We start from the raw sequence: 20405 nt of genomic DNA, 5'->3' as shown, positions 1-20405 counted from the left end.
GGGATGCGGGATGGAGCTGACGGGAGAGTACGGGCCTCCGCGGGATGAGCAGGAGCTGGCCTCGGTCGTGGACATCACCACGCAGGCCTTCGCCATGGTCGCCGCCGACGCCGAGGGCGTGGTGCGCAAGAACCACGCGGCCGGGCTGCTGCGCCTGCTGCGCCACGACGGACAGGTGGCGGCGTCGCTCACCCTCATCCGCATGGCCCAGTTCCTGGGGGGGCGCTCGGTGCCCATGATTGGCGTGGGCGGCGTGGGCGTCGCGCCCGAGCACCGGGGCGCCGGGGCCGCCACGCGCCTCTTCCACCACTTCCTGCGGGAGATGCGCGACGAGGGGGCGCCGCTGTCGGTGCTCTATCCCGCGACGCAGCCGCTCTACCGGCGCGTGGGCTATGAGCAGTCCGGCGCACGGTATGAAATCCACGTCGACGCCTCCGCGCTGGAGCTGGGGGAACGCTCGCTGACGCTGCGTCCCATGCGGCCCTCGGACGAGGAGGCGGTGGACGCGTGCTACCGGCGCTTCGCCTCCCAGCGCCACGGCTGGCTGGACCGGGGCGACTACATCTGGCGGCGCGTGCGCACGCCGCGCAACGACACGGCGCATGGCTTCGTCGTGGAGGGCGCCTCCGGCGTGGAGGGCTTCGTGTACCTCATCCGGAGCCTCTCGCCCCAGGGGGCCGTGCCCAAGCAGGTGCTGAAGCTCAACGACCTGGTGGCCACCACGCCCGCCGCCGCGCGCCGGCTCTTGCGCTTCCTGGGCGACCACCGCTCCCTGGCGCAGGACGTGGTGTGGTTCGGCGGCGCGGACGAGCCCCTGCTCGCGCTGCTGCGCGAACAGACGTACCAACTGAAGCTGTCCATGCACTGGATGACGCGGCTGTTGAACGTGCCCCAGGCACTGGAGGCTCGCGGCTGGCCCCCGGGCCTGTCCGGCGCGCTGCACCTGGACGTGGCGGACGACGTCCTCCCGCAGAACCAGGGGCGCTTCGTGCTGGAGGTGGAAGGCGGCGCCGCGCGCGTACGGCCCGGCGGAGAGGGACGGATGCGGCTGCACGTGCGCGCCCTGGCCCCGCTCTACACCGGCTTCCTGACGCCCCGGGCGCTCCAGTTGGCCGGGATGCTGGAGGCGGACGAAGCGTCGCTCGGGGTGGCCGGCGCGCTGTTCTCCGGGCCCGCGCCTTCCATGCGCGACATGTTCTGACACGGGCCAGGACGCGGCTACCCGAGGCCGGCCGGGAGTGGTAGGAGCGGCGTCGTCTGGCAGGGAGGATGTTCACGTGCGCGCGTTCGTCACCGGTGGCTCGGGATTCGTCGGGAAGCACCTGCTCGCGGCGCTTGCGAAGCGCGGGGAGCCGGCGCGCGCGCTGGCCCGTTCGCCCGCGTCCGTGGCGGCGGTGCAGGCCGCTGGCGGCGAGCCGTGGGAAGGCGATTTGAGCGACCCGGAGCGGCTGCGCCTGGGCATGGAGGGCTGCGACACCGTCTTCCATGCCGCCGCGCACGTGAAGATGTCCGGTCCCCGCGCGGAGTTCTACGAGGTCAACGTGCGCGGCACGGAGACCGTGCTGGAGGCGGCGCGCGCGGCCGGGGTGAAGCGTCTGGTGCACGTGAGCACCGAAGCCGTGCTGGCGGACGGCGGCCCCATGGCCCACCTCAACGAAACCCAGAAGCTGCCCCAGCGCCCCGTGGGTCCGTACCCGTCCACCAAGGGCGAGGCGGAGCGCCGGGTGCTCAGCGTCAACTCGCCGGACTTCACCACCGTCGCGGTGCGGCCCCGGCTCGTGTGGGGACCAGGAGACACCACGGTGCTGCCGGCGCTGGTGGCCGCGGTGAAGGCGGGGCGCTTCCGCTGGATTGGCGGCGGGCGCTACCTGACGTCCACCTGCCACGTGGCCAACGCCGTGGAGGGGATGCTGCTGGCCGCGGAGAAGGGCCGGGGAGGCCAGGCGTACTTCCTCACCGACGGCGCCCCGGTGGAGTTCCGCGCCTTCGTCACCGCGCTCCTGAAGACGCAGGGCGTGGACCCTGGCGACAAGTCCCTGCCCACCGCGCTCGCGGCGATGGTGGCGGTGACGAGCGACCTCGTCTGGGACGTGCTGGGCCTCAAGAGCGCCCCGCCGCTGTCGCGCACGGAGCTGCTGCTGGTGGGCCAGGAGGTGACGGTGAGCGACGAGAAGGCCCGTCAGGAACTGGGCTACACGGGCAGCGTGTCGCGCGAAGAGGGCCTGCGGTCGCTGGCGGCGCAAGCTGGCTGAAGCGCTCGGCCCTCCAGGTGAGGTAGCCTCCCCTCCCATGCGCAGGTTCGAGTTCGTCGACGGCAACAGCTCCAAGTTCTGGATGCCCGAGGTGCAGGGCGCCAACTTCATCGTCACCTATGGCCGCATCGGCACGGCCGGGCAGCGCAAGGAGAAGGCCTTCCCGGACGAGGAAGCCGCCCTGCGCGAGTACACCAAGAAGGTCGCGGAGAAGGTGCGCGAAGGCTACGCCGAGGTGGGCGCGGGCGAGGCTCCCGCCGCGCCGCCCCCCAAGGCCGCCGTCGCCGCTGCGCCCCCGAAGCTGGTGCTGCCCCGCCGTGTCGCGCCCGCCACGCCCGGCCCGGAGCTCGTGTCCGCCGCGGGCGTCGCGCTGACCTCGCTCCAGGCCCGCCTCAAGGGCCCCAGTTGGAAGGTGACGCGGCTGGCGCGCAAGGCCCGGCGGGCGCTGCGGGCCCTGGGCGGCGTGGACCCGGCGGCGCACCCCGCGCTGGCCGCGCCCTTCGCCGCGCTGATGGCGCATGTGGTGGGACCCAAGGCGGAAGGCCGGTTGCCGGTGCGCCACGCGCTGGGGCTCCTGTCAGCGGTGGACGTGGCCGCCTTCCAGCGCGCGACGGACATGTGGAAGGCCGCGCCCGCGGGCTCCGTGCCGACGGGCGTGGCGGCGGCGCGGACGCTGGGCGACCCGGAGCTGGCGCTGCGCGTGACGGCGCTCCTCGCGGAGCGTCCGGACCTGCGCGACGGCTCCGAGGACGCGTGGGCGAAGCGCTGGGGCGTCCTCAAGCCGCACGTGGAGGCCCACCTGGGCGGCGCGGGCAGCTCGCTGGCGGCCTTCGTCGGCGGGGTGGATGCGGGCGGCGACGCGCACCTGTCGAAGCGGCTCGCCCGGCTGGGGGCGTGACGGGACGCGCGGCCTGGCGCTACCCTTCGGTGGCGCTCGCGGACTCCGAAGCGGGGGCCGGGACGGAGGTGGGCTCGCGGTCCATCTCCTCGGTGGGGTAGCCGCGCGCCGCGTCCAGGTACTTCTTCGGCTGCACCCGCCGACGCTCCGCCTTGGAGATTCCCTGCGGGCTCAGGAGCGTGGGCTCCCCTTCACCCGTCTTGTCCACGACGTGCCCGTCGCAGAAGAGCCACTCGGTGTGCCCGTCCGGCGACTGCCGCGCGAAGTAGAGGTCCGGCTGGCCCACCTGCGGAGACTTGGAGCACCACGTGCCGCGCGCCTTCTCCTCGCGCGCCGGGGCCTCCTCCCGCCACTTCTGCTGGGCCTCGCGCAGCGCCGCGGCGGCCTGGATTCGGGGCCCCAGCGCCAGCCGCCCGCGCGCCTCCTTCACCCGCTCCGCTCCCAGCTTCGCCAGGTCCGGGAACGCGCCCGTGCGCCGGAAGTCGCAGGACTGCAGGGCCTTGAGGTTGCCCTCGTGCACCTTCAACACCGGGGGCAGCGTGCGCAGCCCCTCTTCCAGCAACGCCAGGTGCTGGGGCTGCTCCGGCGACTTCGGGTCCTGCGCGTGCTCCGTCTCCCGGACGAAGCGCCCCAGCAGGCCGTTGACCGCCGTCAGCTCGTCGGAGAACCAGCGCGGCTCCGAATCACAAGGGCTCGCCTTCGCCCCCGTGTAGTCCCGATACTCCGCGCGCGACATGCCCAGGGCGTAGTGCTGGATGGGAGGGGCCTGCTTCGCCGCGCATCCACCCAGCACCGCCCCCAGTCCCAGGAGCGCGATTCGCCGACCCATTGCCATCATTCGTCCAGTCTGCCATCCGATTTGAGGACAAACAAACGTTCAGGACGGCATCCGGAAGGTTCCTTCTCCGGTGGGCGGCCGGCCAGGGGGAGAAGGCGTGAGTGACATGGTTGTGACAATGCCGTCGCCGCAGTCCCAGGCGGTGCGACCCGGGGTACGAGGCGGGACATGAAGCCCCGGGTCCTCCTCCTCATTGGCGTGCTGGCCGCGGCGTTCGGGGTGTTCTACCTGCTGGCGGCCTCGGATGCGCCGCGCACGGTGGCGTCGGAGCCGGAGTCCGTGCGTCCGCCGTCGCGCCGGAAGGTGACGGACATCACCTTCCTCTACAGCACGGAGAAGCGCGAGTGGGTGGAGGCGGCGCTCGCGGAGTTCCAGACCACGCACCCGCACGTGCGGGTGACGCTGGTGGGACGGGGTTCACTGGACGCGGCCCAGGCCATCCTGGAGGGCCGCGAGCAGCCCACGGTGTGGAGTCCGGCGGACAGCGCTGTCATGCGCATGCTCGCGGCGGACTGGGCGACGGACGCCTCGCACGGGCCGCTGTTCGCGACGCAGGGAGACGCCGCGCCGCAGCCGCTGGTCATCACCCCGCTGGTCTTCGTGGGCTGGCAGGACCGGATGGAGGTGCTGCGCAAGGCGGGTGGGGGCGGGGGGCTGTCGTGGAAGACGCTCCAGCGCGCGGTGGCGAGCGACCAGGGCTGGCCCGCGGTGGGCGGCCCTCCGGAGTGGGGCTTCGTGAAGCTGGGCCACACCGACCCGACGAAGTCCAACTCCGGCCTCCAGGCGCTCCTGTCCGCGACGCTGGAGTACCTGGGGCGCCGCGCGGCGGTGAACCAGCAGGACCTGCTGGAGCCGGGCTACCAGGAATGGCTCAAGCGCCTGGAGCGGGGCGTGACGCGCTTCGAGCCCTCCACCGGCATCTTCATGACGGACCTGGTGCGCTTCGGCCCGTCCCGCTACGACCTGGCCCTGGTGTACGAGAGCCTGGTCATCTCGCAGCTTGGCCACGCGCAGGGACGGTGGGGGCAGCTCCAGGTGGACTACCCCCCGGTGACGCTGTGGAGCGACCATCCGGCGGCGGTGCTCCAGGCGGACTGGGTGACGCCCGAGCAGCGTGAGGCCGCGCTGGAGTGGGTGGGCTTCCTGCGCAGCAAGCCGGTGCAGGCGCGGGCCTTGGCGTTCGGCTTCCGGCCGGCGGATCCGTCGGTGCCGCTGAAGACGCCGGACGCGGACAACCCCTTCACGCGGCTCGCGGCCCACGGCATCCGGGTGGACGTGCCGCCCGCGGCGGAGGTGCCGGACGCGGCCGTGCTGCGCACCCTGCTGGAGCTGTGGACGCGCATCGGCGTGGGGCGCTGACCTGCTGCCCTCGCGCCCCCATGACGGAGGCGCGAAGGCGATGAATCACGGGGCGACGGTGCGCTCGAAGGTGGCGAGCTGGGCTTCCAGCTTCCACTGCATCGAGGCCCGCTTGTTGCCGCCGAGGAAGCTGTTGCAGCCAGCCGACAGGGCGGTCTCCTCCGGCTTGTCGGAGGCGCAGGCGGTCGCGACGGTGGTGAAGTCATCGCGGCGGACCCAGAGGCTGTCGCCCTCCGCGAAGGCATGCTCCAGGCTGGCGCGCGCCATCATCTTGAGCGTCTTGTAGTCCAGCCCCTGGGCGGTGGCGGCGGCCACGTACTCCTGGGTGATGTCCCCGCGCAGGATGCCCGAGTCGTCCGTCGCCAGGGCCACCGGCACGTTGTTCTTCAGGTACGCGGCCAGCGGGTGCGCATCACCGGACATGCCCAGCAGGACGCGGTTGGACGTCAGGCAGATTTCAACCATCACGCCTGCGGCGCTCATGTCGCGCAGCAGGTCCTCGGCGCCGTCGCCGGCCGTCTCGCTCAGCACGTCCGCGCCGTGGCCGATGCGCTCCGCATGGGCCTTCTCCACGGCCTCGCGGATGTGGAAGTTCATGTGCGACTGGTCCTGCGCGCCGAGCACCGACGGGATGAGCTCCCCGGCGTGCAGCGACACGTGCACCAGCTTGCGGCCGACCTCCTGGTCGTTGAAGTCGTCGAGCGTGCCCAGGGCGAACATCTCATCCTGGTAGAACGCGAGCGAGTTGGCGTTCTCCTCCGGCGACACCAGGTTCACGCCGACGATTTCGGGCACCTTCTGCGCCAGCTCATAGGCATACACCCACTGTCCGAAGACGTTCGTCCGGTCCGCGGTGCGGTTGGCGGACACGAGCAGGCGCACGTCCACGTTGCAGCCGGGGTCCGGCTGAGCGGTGGCACAGCCGAGCAGCTCGCGGGTCCCCTTCAGGGTGTTCGCGATGCTGGTGACCTGCGCCGTCAGCGCGTTCTGGAAGTCCGGCAGCGCGATGATCTGCTGCCGCTTCGCCAGCAGGGTCGCCTTGTCCCAGGTGTCCGTGGACGTGAACAGCGGCGTGGCGAGCCGGCCGCCGGTGCTCGCGCCAAAGCCTTGCATCAGCTCCACGTAGACCTGGTTGTGCCGGCCCGCGCGCGACAGGATGTCCGCGTAGCTGTCGTCGTTGCGCGAATCCAACTGCACGGCGCCGTACTTGCCGAAGGCGTCGAAGAAGTGCTGGTGCGCGGTCAGCAGCGGGCCCGGGTGGTCCTCCATGGACCAGGCGCTCATCACCGCGTCATAGAGGGCGCGGTCGGTCTCCGTCTGCGCCAGGGGCACCGCGCCGGCCGCGCACGGGTTGCTGGCCACGTAGGTCGTCGTGTTCACGCACGCGCCGTCCTCCGCGCCCCACGCAATCAGCTTCTCCGTGGTGATGGCGCCGGAGGTGTGGCTGTGCAGGTCGCCGCCCTTGGGCATGGAGAGCAGGAAGGTCCCGAGCGCCGTGGTGTCGCTGCGCAGCGACTCCATGTGCTCGTTGACCCGCTCCTCTCGCGTCTTCTCAACCGGCGGGACAGGGTCCTCTTCATTGCAGGCGCTCAGGCCGAGCGCGGCGACGATGGCGAAGGAGGAGAATTTGATCATGGCGGTGGGGGCAGTCCTTGTGGAGAGAAGGGGCGCTCCGTACAGCCTCCCAAGGAGAACGAGAAGGACTTTTCTCGTCTATCCAGTTTTACGAGAATGTGTATGAGAATGACTTCAAGACGGACCCAGGGCAGAGGGCGCCTGACACAACTGCGACCCCGGGATGAAGGGGCCGGCGGAAGGTGGACACTTGGAGGCGGGGAGGGCGCCTTCGAGGATGGCCGGGCGGCCTTCGCCCGTGTCACGCTCGCGGGGCATGCGAAGCCACCGGTTCGTCCTTGTGCTGTCGTGTGGAGTCGTCGCGCTCACGGGCTGCCGGAGCTCGACGCGGGCTCCCGCGGAGCCCCCCGCGTCCCCGGATGCGCTCCGTCCCGTGGCGTCCTTCTCGAACATCGAGAACCCGGAGGCGCGCTCGGTGGCGCTCTTCCTCGAAGCGGGTCGGGTGATTGCCCATCCGCGCTGCACCAACTGCCACCCGGCGGACGGCCGGCCCCGGCAGGGGATGCAGCAGCACGCCCACGTCCCGGCGGTGGTGGGCGGAGCGGATGGCCACGGTCCCCCCGGGCTGCCCTGCACGACCTGTCATCAGGCGACGAACACGCCCACGGTGGGCGCCACCGTGGCCAGCATCCCGGGCAATCCGAAGTGGGCCCTGGCGCCCGTGGAGATGGCGTGGGTGGGGCGCTCGTTGGGCGCCATCTGCGAGCAGCTCAAGGATCCGAAGCGCAACGGGGGCAAGGACCTGGCGGCCCTCCAGCATCACATGGCGAAGGATGAGCTCGTGGGCTGGGGTTGGAACCCAGGCCCGGGGCGACAGCCGGTGCCCGGCACGCAGGCCGCGTTCGGTGAACTCTTCCAGGCGTGGGTGGACTCCGGGGCCTACTGCCCGGCGCCTTGAGCCCGGCGCAGCGCAGACAGTCGCTCTGGCGTCACCGGCAGGTCGCGCACGCGCAGCCCCGTCGCGTCGAACACGGCGTTGGCGAGCGCCGCGGGCGTGGGCCCCTGGCTCGCCTCGCCCGCGCCGAGGAACGGCTCCTCCGGACGGTCGATGAGCTGCACGTCCACCGACGGCGCTTCGGAGAAGGTGAGGATGGGATAGCCCTCCCAGTCGCGCGACAGGATGCGCCGGGCGTCGTGGCGGACGACTTCCTTCAAGCTCCAGCTCAGTGACTGGATGAGGCCCCCCTCCAACTGGTTGGCGAGCCCATCCGGGTTGACCACTTCGCCCGCGTCGGCGGCGATGACGGCGCGCACCACGCGCGGCGCGTGCGTCGCCGGATCCACGAAGACCTCCAGGCACACGGCGCAGTACGTCGCCAGGTTCTTGTACCGGGCGAAGGCCAGGCCCCGGCCGTGGTGCGGCCGGCGCTCGAAGCGGTTCCAGCCGAACCGCTCCGTCGCGCGGACGATGACCGCCTTCGCCCGTGCGTCCTGGAGCTGCCGCAAGCGGTACGCCGCCGAGTCCACGCCCGCCGCGTGCGCCAGCTCGTCCACGAAGGACTCGATGGAGAAGACATTCGCGTACGCGCCCAGGCCGCGCATCGAGGACACCCGCAGGGGCATCGCCGTCACGAAGTGCGTCGTCACCTGCTGGCCGGGAAAGGCATACAACGGGATGGCATTGCGGTCGGCGGAGTAGTTCGGCGGTCCGCCATTCCTGGGCGGCGGCTGCCGGAACGGCTTCGCCAGCGAACGGCCCGCGAGCAGGTTGCCGGGCTCGCCGCCGGGGCGGGTGCCATGTGACGTGGACCACAGCGCGTAATCCCAGTCGAGCACGTCCCCATTCACATCCACGCCCGCGCGCACCTTCGTCACCATGGCGGCGCCGTAGGGCTCGTGGGTGTGTTCATCCTCGCGGGACCACTGCACGCGCACGGCGCGGCCGGGAAGGGCACGCGCGAGCAGGGCCGCATCGGCCGCCACGTCGTCCGCGCCGTTATGGCCATAGCAGCCGGAGCCCTCCACGTGCCGGCCGTGCACCTGGTCCTTGGGAAGCCCCAGCAGCTTCGCGATGGCTTCGGAGGTTTCAAAGACACTCTGGCTGTGGGTGTCCACGGTCAGCGTGCTGCCGTCCCACGCCGCCACAGCGCAGGAGGGACCGATGGATGCGTGCATCTGGTACGGCCGGCGGTAGGTGGCCTCCAGCATGCGCTCGGGGGCGACGTCGGTGGGACGCTCGACACGGTGGATGACCGTGTCCTGCGTGGGCTGTGACAGCAGCCACGCATGGGGATCCACGGGCAATGGCCGCCCCTCCTTCCACCGCGCGGCCAGGGCCAGGGCGGCGGCGGCCTTCACGGCCTGCCATTCCCGCGTGGCGATGACGCCCAGGAAGTCGCCGTCCCGCACCACCTTGAGCACGCCAGGCATCGCGGACACCTTCACCGTGTCCACCTCCGTCAGGGCGGCACCGGGCGTGGGCGCGCGCACGACGCGTCCATGCACCAGCGTGTCGGGACGCAGGTCCTGGACGAAGCGGGGCTCGCCCGTGAGCTTCGCGGGCAGGTCCACCCGGTGCAGGGGCCTGCCCGCGTGACGCCGCTGCGATGCGGGCTTGGGCGCGACGGAGCCGGTGGCCTCACGGTTCAGGGTCTGCCCACCGACCAGCGCCCAGTACGTGACCGCGCCGCCACTGGTGTCCTTCACGGTGCCGTCCTGGACGTGCAGCCGCTTCGCTGGGACGCGCAGCCGCTCCGCGGCCAGGGACACGAGCAGCGCGCGCACCTCCGCCGACGCCTGACGCACGGCCGCGCCAGCGTTGGGAATGGACATGCTCCCGGCGGTGACGCCTTCGGGAGGACAGAGGCGGGTGTCGCCGGAGAGGATGCGCAGCCGGGAAGGCTCGACGTCCAGCTCGTCCGCGCACAGCTGCCCCAGCGCGGTGAGGATGCCCTGGCCCAGCTCCACCTTGCCCGTCATCAACGTGACGACGCCGTCCGCGCCGATGCGCAACCACGCATCGAGTCTGGGCGTGCGCGCCAGGTCGCCGGGCAACCGCGGCTTCGAGGTCTGCGCGAAGAGCGTGGCGCCCGCGAGCGAGAAGGCCAGCACCAGCGAGCCCTTCAACACCGAACGCCTGGAGACGGGGGCGCTCATTCCGCCAGCTCCGCCGCCGCGCGTTGCACGGCGCGCACGATGCGGTTGTGCGAACCACACCGGCACAGGTTCGCATCCAGCGCGGTCCGGATGTCGGCCTCGGTGGGCGAGCGCTTCTGCCGGAGCAGCCCCGCCGCCGAGAGGATCATCCCCGGGATGCAGTACGCGCACTGTCCGGCCTGCTCGGCCAGGAACGCCTTCTGGAGCGCGTGCAGCGTGCCCTCCGGCGCGCGCAGGCCCTCCAGCGTGGTGACCTCCCGCCCCTGCAGGGACACCGCCGGCACGAGGCACGAGCGCACCGGAGCGCCGTCACGCAGCACGGTGCAGGCGCCGCACTGGCCCACACCGCAGCCGTACTTCGCCCCGTTGAGGCGCAGGTGGTCGCGGAGCACGTAGAGGAGGGGAATGTCTTCCTCCCCCTCACCTGGCTCGATGACGTGGGGTGCTCCGTTGACGTTCAGCGTGAAGGCCATCGGCGGGGCTCCTCCCAGGGGAGGCGCGAAAACTATCAAGCCAGGGGCTACCGCTGGGCCCATGCGTGGAGGTGAACGTCCACCTCCCGTCAGCATGAAGCCCTACTGCGGGCGCATCAGGAAGTCGGCAACGCGCAGGGCCCAGGCCTCGGCGGAGTCCAGCTCCGAGCGGGCATCGGCGAAGCGGTCCAGCGACGCGTCCGAGCCGTCCCGCGAGAAGACGGCCTCGTTGAACTCCTTCTGCGCGGTGCCGAGCCACTGGCTGGCCCGCATGCGCAGCCAGGAGGCCACCTGCGGAGTGTGCTCCACCATGTGGAGGTCCAGCTCCGAGGGGTGAATCTCCGACGACTCTCCCTGCTTCTCAAACTCTGGCATCTCGTTCATGTCCGGATGGTCGGCATGGACCCAAGAGCAGGCACCCGGCCCCCCTGGACGAGGCCGGTGTTGAAAGCACATCACTTGGAGGGGGAGGGCTCGTACCGCTTGACGTCAGGGCGGGCCCGGGGGGCTGCTCAGATAACGCCGTCCCAACCGTGATCATTCCGACGGAAGGCGTCCCGGATGGCGTGGACGAGGGGCTCGGGCAGCTCACCCTTCTCCAGCGTCCGCGCGTTGGCGCGCAGGTTCTCCAACTGCGTGGTGCCCACGATGCAAGTGGCGACACCGGGCGCGAACGCGGTGAAGCGCAGCGCCAGCTCCGGCCAGGACAGCCCGTCCGTCTGGAGGTTCATGCGCCGCATCCGGTCCCAGTACTCGCCCACGTCGTGCGAGGCCGGCCGGTCGTCCGCGAAGCGCCACGGGGCATTGGCCAGGGGCCGCTTGGCGATGACGCCCACGCCGCGCGACACGGCCTTCGCCACGCCGTGGTCGAGCGAGCGCTGGTCGAAGAGGTTCACGGACGTCTGCACCACCGCGAACACGCCCGTCTCCAGCGCGGCGTCCAGGCCCGCATTGTCGCCCGAATAGGCGGCGGCGCGCACCTTGCCCGCCTGCACCGCGCGAGTGAGCGCGTCCAGCAGGCCGGGGCGGTGCAGCACGTCCGGGGGGCAGGAGTGGAAGTGCAGCACGTCCAGCACGTCGGTGCGCAGACGCTGGAGGGCCAGGTCCACGCCGCGCGTGATGCATTCGGGCGTCCAGTCCTCCACGCCGGGCACGCCATAGCCACACTTGGTGGACAGCACGAACTCCCGGCGCCGCGAGGCGAGGTGCCGGCCGATGCGCTCCTCGGACGCGCCGTAGCTGGGCGCGGTGTCGATGAGCGTGATGCCCGCGTCCAGCACGCCGTGCAGCAGCGCGCCCGCGTCGGAGTCACTGAGCGCTTCGCTGCCCACCGGGCCCGCGCCGAAGCCGAGCGCGGAGACGGTGAGACCACTGTTTCCAAGAGGGCGCTGCATCATCGCTGGGGACCTTCTCCACGCGCGGCCAGGTCGATGAAGCCGCGGATCCAGGTGAGGTTCACGGCGTCGCATGCGTCGCGCGGCGTGGGCGTGGTGGTCTCCAGCGCGGCGGTGTACGGCACGCCCTGGCGCGTGTACCAGTCGGTGACGCTGCCATCGTGGAAGACGACGAAGCCGTTCTCGTCGGCGAAGCTGTTGTCATCCACCTTGCGGCTGCGCACCACGGTGGCGTGCGCGGCGCAGGCCTCCATCATCGGAACGTAGGCGGCCTTGTCCCCGAAGGTGTACGCGTACGTCGCGACGCCGCCCAGGTAGTTGTCCTGGTGGATGTCGAGCGCGGCGTCGGGAGGCGGGAAGCGCGCCAGGTCGGTCCTCACCGCGCGCGTCTCCTTGGGGCCGCCGTCGTACAGGGCCCAGCGCAGGATGGTCGGGTCGCCGATGAGCTCACCGCGCCACTCGCCGGGGGCGATCTCGTAGCGCATGAAGTCGTTGTTGGGATGTTCGCCGCTGCGGTTGTAGCGCGTGCCGTCCTCGAAGCCGGAGGGGTTGATGCACGGGTAGACGCGCAGGCCCACGCCCTTGGACTTCGCGTAGGCGACGACGTCGGGCAGGTGCTGGGCGAGCGTCAGCGGCCCGGCGGGCTCCTCGCCGTGGAAGCCGGAGGTGATGACGAGCCAGCGTTCGCCGGGGACGATGAGGCGGAAGAGCGGGTAGTCGCGCCCGCCTTCGTGCACCTGTCCGTATTCGGTGAGTTCGCCCAGGGAGGCATGGGCACGGATGCGTCGCGCGTAGTCGGTGTAATCCACCTTCCGACCATATCCGTGCGGGCACGCCCTGCCCACGTTGGAGCAAGCCGCTCCGAAGAATATGTCAGCCGGAGCGCAACCCGGGCGGCCCGCCCCGGGAAGAGGACGGGCCGCTCGGGGAAGAGGCCTACTTCTGGCCGGTGCGCTCGCGGTATTCGGTGGCCAGCTCCTGGCGCTGGGCCGGCGTCAGCGTGCGGTGCATCTCCAGCACGGCGTCCGTCGCCTTGTGGGCGAAGGCGCGGAAGGCGTCGATGCGCGAGTCCACCAGCGCGTGCAGCTTCGCGGCGTCGGGCGTCGGCGATTCGAGCTGGGCGAGCGCTTCCGTGCGGACGGCCTGCTGTCCCTCCATGAGCTGCTGGCCTTCCGCGAGCAGGCGGTCCTTCACGGCGTGGATGGACGAGCGCTGCGCCTGGGTGGCGTCCAGGTCATCCAGCTTGTCGTCCAGCTTCCACGTCACCATCTGCTTGATGCGCTCCGGGTCCGGCGAGCCGTGGTGACCACCGCGGCCGCCGAAGCCGAAGCCGGTGAGCAGGGTGACGGCGACAACGGCGGTACCGGCGATGACGAGCGTCTTCTTCATGGTGTGAGTCTCCAGTCGTGGGGTTTGTTTCCGCTTCCTGACTGGAGCCAATATGCGAGCCGACCATTGCGCGGGTTTGAGCGGGGCGTGAAGAAGTGTGTAGAGGGCGGATGGAGCTGAGAGATATCTTCGACCTGATGGAGCAAAGCGGGCACTTCCAATCGAAGTGAGCGGGTGTTCCTGGTGAGAGCCGAGGCCAACGTTCGACTTGGTCGAGCGCTGGCATTAGCGTCGAGACCCATGGATTCCCAGTCCGAACCTTCCGCCACCCAGGTCCCTTCGCCGCTGCCAGCGCCGGCCACCGCGGAACGCCCGCGTGTGTGGACGGTGTTCCTCGCGTTCGTGCTCATGTTGGTGACGCTCATCATTGGAGGCACCGTCTTCGCCGGCATCGCGGTGGGGTTGGAGATGGCCCGGACCGGCGTGAAGGCCCCGGACGCCGCGGCCCTCACGGCGCTGATGGAGCAGATCAAGCTGTTGCCCTGGCTGCATGTGGCGGGCGTGATGCTGTCGAGCCTCACGGGGCTGGGCGTCGCACTGCTGGGCGGGTGGCTGTCCCCGCGTCCGCTGCGCGAGCGGCTGCGGCTGAACCCGGGGGCCTCCCTGCCTGTCTGGCTCTGGGGGGCCGCGCTGGTGGGCTGCTTCGCGCTGGGGCAGGCGATGGAGAGCCTGAGCGTGCTCGCGGGTGTATGGGATTGGACGTCGTCGCTGAAGGGATTGCAGGCCACCAGCCAGGCCTCGCTGGGGACGTTCGCGCTGCTGATGTTCTTCGGCACGCTGGTCGCGGGCACGGGCGAGGAGCTGTTCTTCCGGGGCTATGTGCAGACGCGGCTGGTGCAGCGCTGGGGGCCGAAGGCCGGCATCATGGGGGCCGCGACGCTCTTTGGTTTCATGCACCTGGACCCGGTCCACAGCCCCCTGGCGCTGGTGCTGGGCGTGTATCTGGGCTGGCTCGCGGAGCGCACGGGCAGCGTGCGTCTGCCCGTGTTCGTCCACATCCTCAACAACGCGACGTCCTTCCTCCTGACCCGCTTCGCGTCGTCCGCCACCGAGCTGTCGACCTCCACGCACGTGGCGCTGCTGGTCGTGTGCACCCTGCTGACGGTGGGCGCCGTAGCGGTGCTCAGGCCCGGCGGTGGTCGCGCCGGTACGCGCCTGGCGCACTCCCACCCCAGCGCTTGAAGGCCCGGTTGAACGAAGCCTCGCTATGGTAGCCGCTGGCCGTCGCGACGTCGCTCAGCGGAAGCGTGCTCTCCCGCAGGAGCTGCGCGGCCTTCGTCATCCGCCACCGCGCCAGGTACTCCAGGGGCGGCTCTCCCACGAGCGCGCTGAAGCGCGCGGCGAAGCCGGACCGTGACAGGGCGACGGCCGTCGCGAGGCGCTCGACGGTCCAGGGCTCCGTGGGCCTTTCGTGGATGAGCGAGAGGGCCTTGCCTATCGGCGGATCCACGAGCGCGCGCAACCCATGCTCCTGACACTGACCTCCCTCGATGTGCGCCCGGATCGCCTGCACGAGCAGGATGTCCGCGAGCCGGCTCATCACGACGGTCGCGCCCGGGCTGGAGGAAGCACTCTCCGCGATGAGCAACTGCACGGTCGACGCGAGCGAGGGGGTGGTGGCGGTGTCGTCCGCGGCGATGTGGATGAGGCGCGGAAGTGAATCGAACAGCCGCGTGCTGGGCGTGACTTCGTGCCGGAAGGAGCTCGCGACCAGGGCCGTCCGGGCTCCGTCACCCCCCATCCGGAGCGAGCCGATCCCCCCGGTCCGCTTGCAGTCACCCTGCCCGATGATGTGGGGCGGGCTGCCTTCCGCATCGCGAAGCGTGTGCGCTCCACCATGCGGGAGCAGGGCCAGGTCGCCGGCCGAGAGGGAGACTGCCTCCTCAAGGCCCTCGACCTCCAGGCGAGCACCGCCGCGCGCGATGAGGACGATGTGCGCCCCGGGGCTCGCGGGGAACTGGATGCCCCAGGGCGCGTGCAGCTCGAAGCGGCCGTGCATGACGGTGGACAGCCGCATGGAATCCAGCACGTCCGCGAGCACGTCCGCGAACTGCTCGTCCTGTGCACTTGGACGATCGGTCAATTCTTTTGGACTGGATGCCATGGCACGTCCATAGCGGCCCTCGCATTCTCTGGCCATGGCAAACACCTCGAAGCTCTTCTCTTCCTTCCGCCTGGGCCGCCTCGAACTGAAGAACCGGATGGTGATGGCGCCCATGACGCGAAGCCGGGCGCAGGTCGACGGCAACGTGGCCAACCCCCTGGCGGCGACCTATTACGCGCAGCGGGCTTCGGCGGGACTCATCATCTCCGAGGGGACCCAGGTCAGCCCCCAGGGCGTGGGGTACATCCGCACGCCCGGCATCCACTCACCCGAACAGGTGGCGGGCTGGCGGACCGTGACGGAGGCCGTCCATGCGGCGGGCGGGCGCATCTACGCCCAGTTGTGGCACGTCGGGCGCGTGTCGCATCCGGACTTCCATGACGGGCGGCTGCCGGTGGCGCCCTCCGCCATCGGGCATGACGGAGAGGTCTTCACGGCCAAGGGCCGCACGCGCATGGTGACGCCGCGAGCGCTCGAACTGGAGGAGCTTCCCGGCATCGTGGAGCAGTTCCGGCACGGCGCGGGCAACGCCCTGGAGGCGGGCTTCGACGGAGTCGAACTGCACGGCGCCAACGGCTACCTGTTGGATCAGTTCCTGCGGGACGGATCCAACCAGCGCACCGATGCCTACGGCGGCAGCATCGAGAACCGGGCGCGCTTCCCGCTGGAGGTGGTCCGCGCGGTGGCGGGCGTCTGGGGCGCGGAGCGGGTGGGTTACCGGATCCTGCCGCAGTCGTTCGCCATGGTGGGAATGAAGGACTCCAACCCCGTCGAGACGTTCACCTATCTGGCCCGGGAACTTGACCGCCTGGGGATTGGCTACCTGCACGTGTCCGAGGCGGTGTCTGGCCACATGGCGCCTGCGCCGTCCCCGGAGCAGCGCATCACGCCGCTGCTGCGCAAGGCCTATCAGGGCACCCTCATCGTCAACGCCGGCTACGACGCACGGACCGGTGAAGCGGCGCTCGCTCGGGGAGAAGCGGACCTCGTCTCCTACGGCATGCCGTTCCTCTCCAATCCGGACCTGCCGGAGCGCTACCGGAACGATTCGCCGCTCAACCCTCCGGATGTCGCCACCCTCTACGGTGGCGAGGAGAAGGGCTACACGGACTACCCGGCGTTGCACTGAGGCGGACGTCATGACGAACCTGAATCAACAGCAGGGAGTGGAGCGCCGCCTGGGCCGGATCATCGACCTCCCCGCTCCGATGCCGGGACAGTTCGGGCCCGCGCACACGGTGGTGCCGGTCATCTCGCCGGAGGACTACGCCGCGTCGGATCCGTTCATCCTGTTGATGGACGACCGGATCAACGGCAAGCCCATCGGTGGGCCGCACCCTCACGCCGGCTTCGAGACGGTGACCGTCGTGGAGAAGGGCGGGATGCGCCACGACAGTGGGCGGCTGGGCGAGCGCGACGCGCAGTGGATGACGGCCGGCAGCGGGGTCATCCACGGTGAAGGTCTGGACTCCGCGGGCGAAGGGCGGATCCTCCAACTGTGGCTGACGCTGCCCAAGGCGCAGCGCTGGGTTCCCGCCAGCTACCAGGACATTCCCTACGCAGCGCTCCCAGTGCGGCGCGAGGCCGGGGTGGAGGTCCGGCTGTACAGCGGCAGCTCGGGAACCGTGCGGTCGGAGACGAAGAACTACGTGCCTGTCACCCTCGCTGAGTTCCTGCTGGAGCCGGGCGCGAGCATCGAGCAGGACCTGCCCGCTTCGTACAACGGCTTCTTCTACGTCCTGGAGGGTGAGCTCGCGGTGGGGTCGGAGGGCAGGGCGCTGCGGCCCGGACAGGTGGGCTGGTTGGACCGTCCGGAGGGCGGTGGGGAAAGCTCCATTCGCATCGCCGGCACCACCCGGGCGCGGGCGCTGCTGTACGCAGGGCAGCCCCAGGGGGATCCGCTGGTCAGCCATGGCCCGTTCATCGGAGACACCCGCGAGGACATCCTGCGGGTGATGGGCGAATACCGCTCCGGTCGCTACTCGGCCCCACCTCCGCGCTGATCCTCCTCCGTCATATGCGTGACGGCCCACGAGGAGGCGCGCGAGCGTTGATCCGGCGCAGGCACAGGGGGCAGCAGCCGATGCGGCGCGGCAACAGGCGTTGGAGCTGCCGCCGCACCTGAGCCAGCGACCACCGAACCCTGCTCCGGGGAAATGCGCCCGGTGCAGGGGGAGGAAGCCATGAGCCGTCATGCACAGAGCGCCACGGTGTCCTCGGTGGCGGACGCGATGCGCCGGGACAACGCGCTTCCACGAAGGAGCGGGCCTCCTCTGCCTCTTCCTGGAAGGTGGGCACGAATCGCTCGAACACCCGCTCAGCACACGCCTTCAGCAGCGCTGGCCGCGTGTGTCGGAGCACCCGCGCGTCACACTCCCGCAGGGCTCTCGCTCGAACTGCTCCTCCTCCTGCGCAACGAGTCCCATCCGCCTCATCCCCATCGCCCTCCTCATCCAAACTTTTGCGACCTGAGCAGAGGCGTCTGACATGGACTCGAGGGCCCACCGTCCTCGTCCCCTTGATGGTTCGGCGCGGCCCGTGGCTTCAGGTGGCGCAAACCTGTCCGACAGTCGGACAGGTTCGGCGTGAAGGGTGCCTGGCGGGACGCCTCCGCCCAAGGACCCGCCCTGGCGTCCGCTTCAGCGCTGCGCCACAGCCCACGGCGGTGCTCCGCAAGACGCGCGTCCGCGCGGATCACTTCGGTTCGCGAGATTCGGTCACGATTTTCTGGCGACCTGATTGGCCTCTGCGCGGGCCGTCAACGGACCCTCGGATTCCGTTCTTCTCCGGAGAGGTCCGGCAGCTCCGCCGCGAGCTTCGCGCGCATCGCGGCCACCACGTTGGGGAAGTCCCCCGCCACGTCGCGCTTCTCCTCCGGGTCCGCCGTCACGTCGAAGAGCTGCACCACCACCCCTTCCGGCGTGGGAAGTTCCAGGAGCTTCCACCGTCCCAGGTACAGCCCCCGGTGCCGCGCGCGGAGCACGGTGCCTTCCCATTCGGGCTTGAGTGAAATCTCCCCCGTGTCCCGCTCCACCGTGGCCGTCTCGTAGATCCACGGGTAGGGGATGCGCACGGTCTGGTACGGCTGTCCGTCGCGGTCGCTGAACCACAAGTCCGTCTCGATGAGCGCGGGCACATCCGGCAGCGGCCGGGGCTCCGGTCCGGGGCGGACCAACGACGCGAGCGAGCGGCCCCGGAACGACTCCGGCGCGTTCACGCCCAGCAGGTCCAGCAACGTGGGCGCCACATCCAGCGAACGCGCCCGCTGCGTCACCGTGCGCCCCGCCGCGACCTGCCCGGGCAGCCGCACCACGAACGGGATGCGCAGCGCGGAGCGTCCCCACAGGTGGTCACCATGGCCCTGTCCCAGGCCCTCGTCCTCCAGGTGCTCGCCGTGGTCCGACAGCAGCACCACCAGCGTGTCGTCCCACCGCCCACGCCGCTCCAGGTCCTTGCGCAGGCTTCCCACGAACCCGTCGAACGTGCGTACCCTCGCGTCGTAGTTCGCGCCCAGCGCCGCCACGTCCTCGGGCGTGGTCGTGGGCGCTTCCGGATCCACCTCCATCCGAGGCGTCGCCCCGAAGCGCCACGGCCCCCGGTATCCCCGCTCCACGAACCGGCCCTCCTGCGGCCACGGCGCGGCGTACGGGAAGTGCGTGGACGACGCGAAGACCACCAGCGCGAACGGCGCTTCCTCCGGCAATCCCTCCAGCGTGCGGCGCACCCGCGCTCGCAAGGGCGCAGGGTCGGTCAGCTCCGGGAACTGGCCCCGCTCCGGAAACAGTCCTGGCGCCAGCGCTGTCCACGGCAGCAGCGCCACGTTGGTGATGAGCATCCGCTGACGGATGAGATCCGGGAAGCGGAAGTCCGGCGCGGACACCTGCTGGAAACCGTAGTCGAAGCGGGAGAAGTGGTCGCCCGCGTAGTCCGCCACCACCGCCGTGCGGTAGCCCTGCGCCTCCAGCACCGTGGCCAGCGTGGTGAGCTTCGCTTCGCGCGCCTCGCGGCCCACCAGCGTGTGCGTCACCGGGTGCTCGCCCGCCCACTGCGACGTCAGCAGCGTCGTCCACGAAGGCGCGGTGCGCGGCACCTGCACCACCGTGTCATCGAAGCGCGTGCCCTCGTCCATCAACCGGTCGATGTTCGGTGACGTGGCCCGCGAGTACCCGTTGCCCGACAGGTGGTCCGGCCGCAGCCCATCCGACGCCAGGATGAGCAGGTTCGGCCGCGCCGGCGTCGAAGCGTCCGCGCCATTCCCCGCCCGCGTCAGGCCCAGGCCCGTGAACCCCGCCACCACGACCGCGGCGGCCGTCCCGCCCAGCACCCCACGCCAGCGCGGCGTCTGGGCCAACCCTCGCGCCACCACCGCCAGCACGCTCAACACCGGCAGCACCAGTGCCGCCATGTACCAACCCGAAGGCTGCGTCCCGCTCACGCCCCGGAGCAGCGCCGCCGTCACCTCCGAGCGCGCATAGAGCGTCGCCGCGTACACGTGCGGATGCCGCGCCATGTCCCCCAGCACCAGCATCCCCTCCACCACCAGGCACCCCAGGCCGCTGCCCCAGAACACCACGCGCCGGCTGCGCTGGGCCGCCCACAGCCCGGCGCCCAGAAGGGCCCCCAGCACCAGGCCCACCGTGCAATACGCCGCGAGCAACCGGGCCACCTGCCACAGCACCACGTCGCGCCACTCGGCCCACACCCAGTCGGTGACGATGCGGCTCTCGTTGCCCTGGTAACCCAGTTGCATATTCAACAGGGCGCACAGCGTGTAGAGCACCAGGAAGACGAGCAGGCCCGCCCGGCAGCCCAGCAGGAGGGCACGGGCGAGCGTCGGTGGACGGGCGGCGGTGGCGGGCATCCTGGGGCAGCGTGGGCACGAATCCCACGCCCGGCACCCCTGGGAGGGCGGGACGAGGGTCCGAATGCACACGCCCGGACGGCGAGGAGGCTTCGATTCCGCTCCG

The 20405-nt window shown here is 70.9% G+C and carries 18 protein-coding genes; 8 read left to right on the top strand and 10 right to left on the bottom strand.

The annotated features are described in order from the left end of the window. Positions 1–10: 10 nt before the first annotated feature. From OV208_RS15125 to OV208_RS15115, 3 genes are all read left to right on the top strand, one after another. Positions 11–1201 carry a GNAT family N-acetyltransferase gene (locus OV208_RS15125; RefSeq protein ID WP_267574533.1) on the top strand — a complete coding sequence of 397 codons (1191 nt, stop codon included), beginning with the start codon at positions 11–13 and terminating at the stop codon, positions 1199–1201. A gap of 76 nt (positions 1202–1277) precedes the next feature. After that, positions 1278–2252 (top strand): NAD-dependent epimerase/dehydratase family protein, encoded by a 975-nt coding sequence (locus OV208_RS15120; RefSeq protein WP_267574532.1) that lies wholly within the window; start codon positions 1278–1280, stop codon positions 2250–2252. 37 nt (positions 2253–2289) lie between these two features. Further along, complete coding sequence (locus OV208_RS15115; RefSeq protein WP_267574531.1) at positions 2290–3150, top strand: WGR domain-containing protein; 861 nt, start codon at positions 2290–2292, stop codon at positions 3148–3150. A gap of 19 nt (positions 3151–3169) precedes the next feature. Here OV208_RS15115 and OV208_RS15110 read toward each other — a convergent pair whose 3' ends face one another. Then, positions 3170–3979, bottom strand: a complete 810-nt coding sequence (locus OV208_RS15110) for a hypothetical protein (protein WP_267574530.1) — start codon at positions 3977–3979, stop codon at positions 3170–3172. 177 nt (positions 3980–4156) lie between these two features. Here OV208_RS15110 and OV208_RS15105 point away from each other — a divergent pair, with 177 nt between their 5' ends. Further along, positions 4157–5347 (top strand): substrate-binding domain-containing protein, encoded by a 1191-nt coding sequence (locus tag OV208_RS15105; protein ID WP_267574529.1) that lies wholly within the window; start codon positions 4157–4159, stop codon positions 5345–5347. 45 nt (positions 5348–5392) lie between these two features. Here the strand turns inward: OV208_RS15105 and OV208_RS15100 are convergent, their stop codons facing one another. Next, on the bottom strand, positions 5393–6982 hold the full coding sequence (locus OV208_RS15100) for an adenosine deaminase (protein WP_267574528.1): 1590 nt from the start codon (positions 6980–6982) through the stop codon (positions 5393–5395). A 256-nt stretch (positions 6983–7238) separates the two neighbouring features. On the opposite strand from OV208_RS15100, the gene OV208_RS15095 reads away from it, so the two are divergent. Beyond that, a complete protein-coding gene (locus OV208_RS15095) occupies positions 7239–7880 on the top strand; it encodes an Isoquinoline 1-oxidoreductase subunit (protein WP_267574527.1) in 642 nt (213 codons plus the stop codon). Here the strand turns inward: OV208_RS15095 and OV208_RS15090 are convergent. The 6 genes from OV208_RS15090 to OV208_RS15065 all read right to left on the bottom strand — a co-directional run bounded on the left by OV208_RS15090 (position 7862) and on the right by OV208_RS15065 (position 13334). Beyond that, on the bottom strand, positions 7862–10078 hold the full coding sequence (locus OV208_RS15090; protein WP_267574526.1) for a xanthine dehydrogenase family protein molybdopterin-binding subunit: 2217 nt from the start codon (positions 10076–10078) through the stop codon (positions 7862–7864). The genes OV208_RS15095 and OV208_RS15090 overlap by 19 nt on opposite strands. After that, on the bottom strand, positions 10075–10551 hold the full coding sequence (locus OV208_RS15085; protein WP_267574525.1) for a (2Fe-2S)-binding protein: 477 nt from the start codon (positions 10549–10551) through the stop codon (positions 10075–10077). Before OV208_RS15085 ends, OV208_RS15090 begins: the two co-directional genes overlap by 4 nt. A 102-nt stretch (positions 10552–10653) precedes the next feature. Further along, complete coding sequence (locus OV208_RS15080) at positions 10654–10935, bottom strand: FruA-associating protein, FapA (RefSeq protein ID WP_267574524.1); 282 nt, start codon at positions 10933–10935, stop codon at positions 10654–10656. A 128-nt stretch (positions 10936–11063) separates the two neighbouring features. Next, on the bottom strand, positions 11064–11948 hold the full coding sequence (locus OV208_RS15075; protein WP_267574523.1) for an aldo/keto reductase: 885 nt from the start codon (positions 11946–11948) through the stop codon (positions 11064–11066). Then, positions 11945–12754, bottom strand: coding sequence for a hypothetical protein (locus tag OV208_RS15070; protein ID WP_267574522.1), 810 nt, complete (start codon positions 12752–12754; stop codon positions 11945–11947). Before OV208_RS15070 ends, OV208_RS15075 begins: the two co-directional genes overlap by 4 nt. Positions 12755–12881: 127 nt before the next feature. After that, complete coding sequence (locus OV208_RS15065; protein WP_267574521.1) at positions 12882–13334, bottom strand: Spy/CpxP family protein refolding chaperone; 453 nt, start codon at positions 13332–13334, stop codon at positions 12882–12884. A gap of 240 nt (positions 13335–13574) precedes the next feature. On the opposite strand from OV208_RS15065, the gene OV208_RS15060 reads away from it, so the two are divergent. After that, positions 13575–14516, top strand: coding sequence for a CPBP family intramembrane glutamic endopeptidase (locus tag OV208_RS15060; RefSeq protein WP_267574520.1), 942 nt, complete (start codon positions 13575–13577; stop codon positions 14514–14516). Here OV208_RS15060 and OV208_RS15055 read toward each other — a convergent pair. Next, positions 14458–15417: an AraC family transcriptional regulator gene (locus OV208_RS15055; protein WP_267574519.1), complete on the bottom strand. Its 960-nt coding sequence runs from the start codon at positions 15415–15417 to the stop codon at positions 14458–14460. The genes OV208_RS15060 and OV208_RS15055 overlap by 59 nt on opposite strands. 55 nt (positions 15418–15472) lie before the next feature. On the opposite strand from OV208_RS15055, the gene OV208_RS15050 reads away from it, so the two are divergent. Both OV208_RS15050 and OV208_RS15045 read left to right on the top strand, forming a co-directional pair. After that, positions 15473–16567, top strand: coding sequence for an alkene reductase (locus OV208_RS15050; protein WP_267574518.1), 1095 nt, complete (start codon positions 15473–15475; stop codon positions 16565–16567). A gap of 10 nt (positions 16568–16577) precedes the next feature. After that, positions 16578–17441, top strand: a complete 864-nt coding sequence (locus tag OV208_RS15045) for a pirin family protein (RefSeq protein WP_267574517.1) — start codon at positions 16578–16580, stop codon at positions 17439–17441. Positions 17442–18196: 755 nt separating this feature from the next. Here OV208_RS15045 and OV208_RS15040 read toward each other — a convergent pair. Continuing rightward, positions 18197–20299 carry a sulfatase gene (locus OV208_RS15040; protein WP_267574516.1) on the bottom strand — a complete coding sequence of 701 codons (2103 nt, stop codon included), beginning with the start codon at positions 20297–20299 and terminating at the stop codon, positions 18197–18199. Between the last annotated feature and the right edge of the window lie 106 nt (positions 20300–20405).

Origin of the sequence: Corallococcus sp. bb12-1 (genome assembly GCF_026626765.1) — a bacterium.
GTDB lineage: Bacteria > Myxococcota > Myxococcia > Myxococcales > Myxococcaceae > Corallococcus > Corallococcus terminator.
The sequence above is the reverse complement of the archived record's forward strand: the minus strand, read 5'-3'. Positions and strand labels throughout refer to the sequence as shown.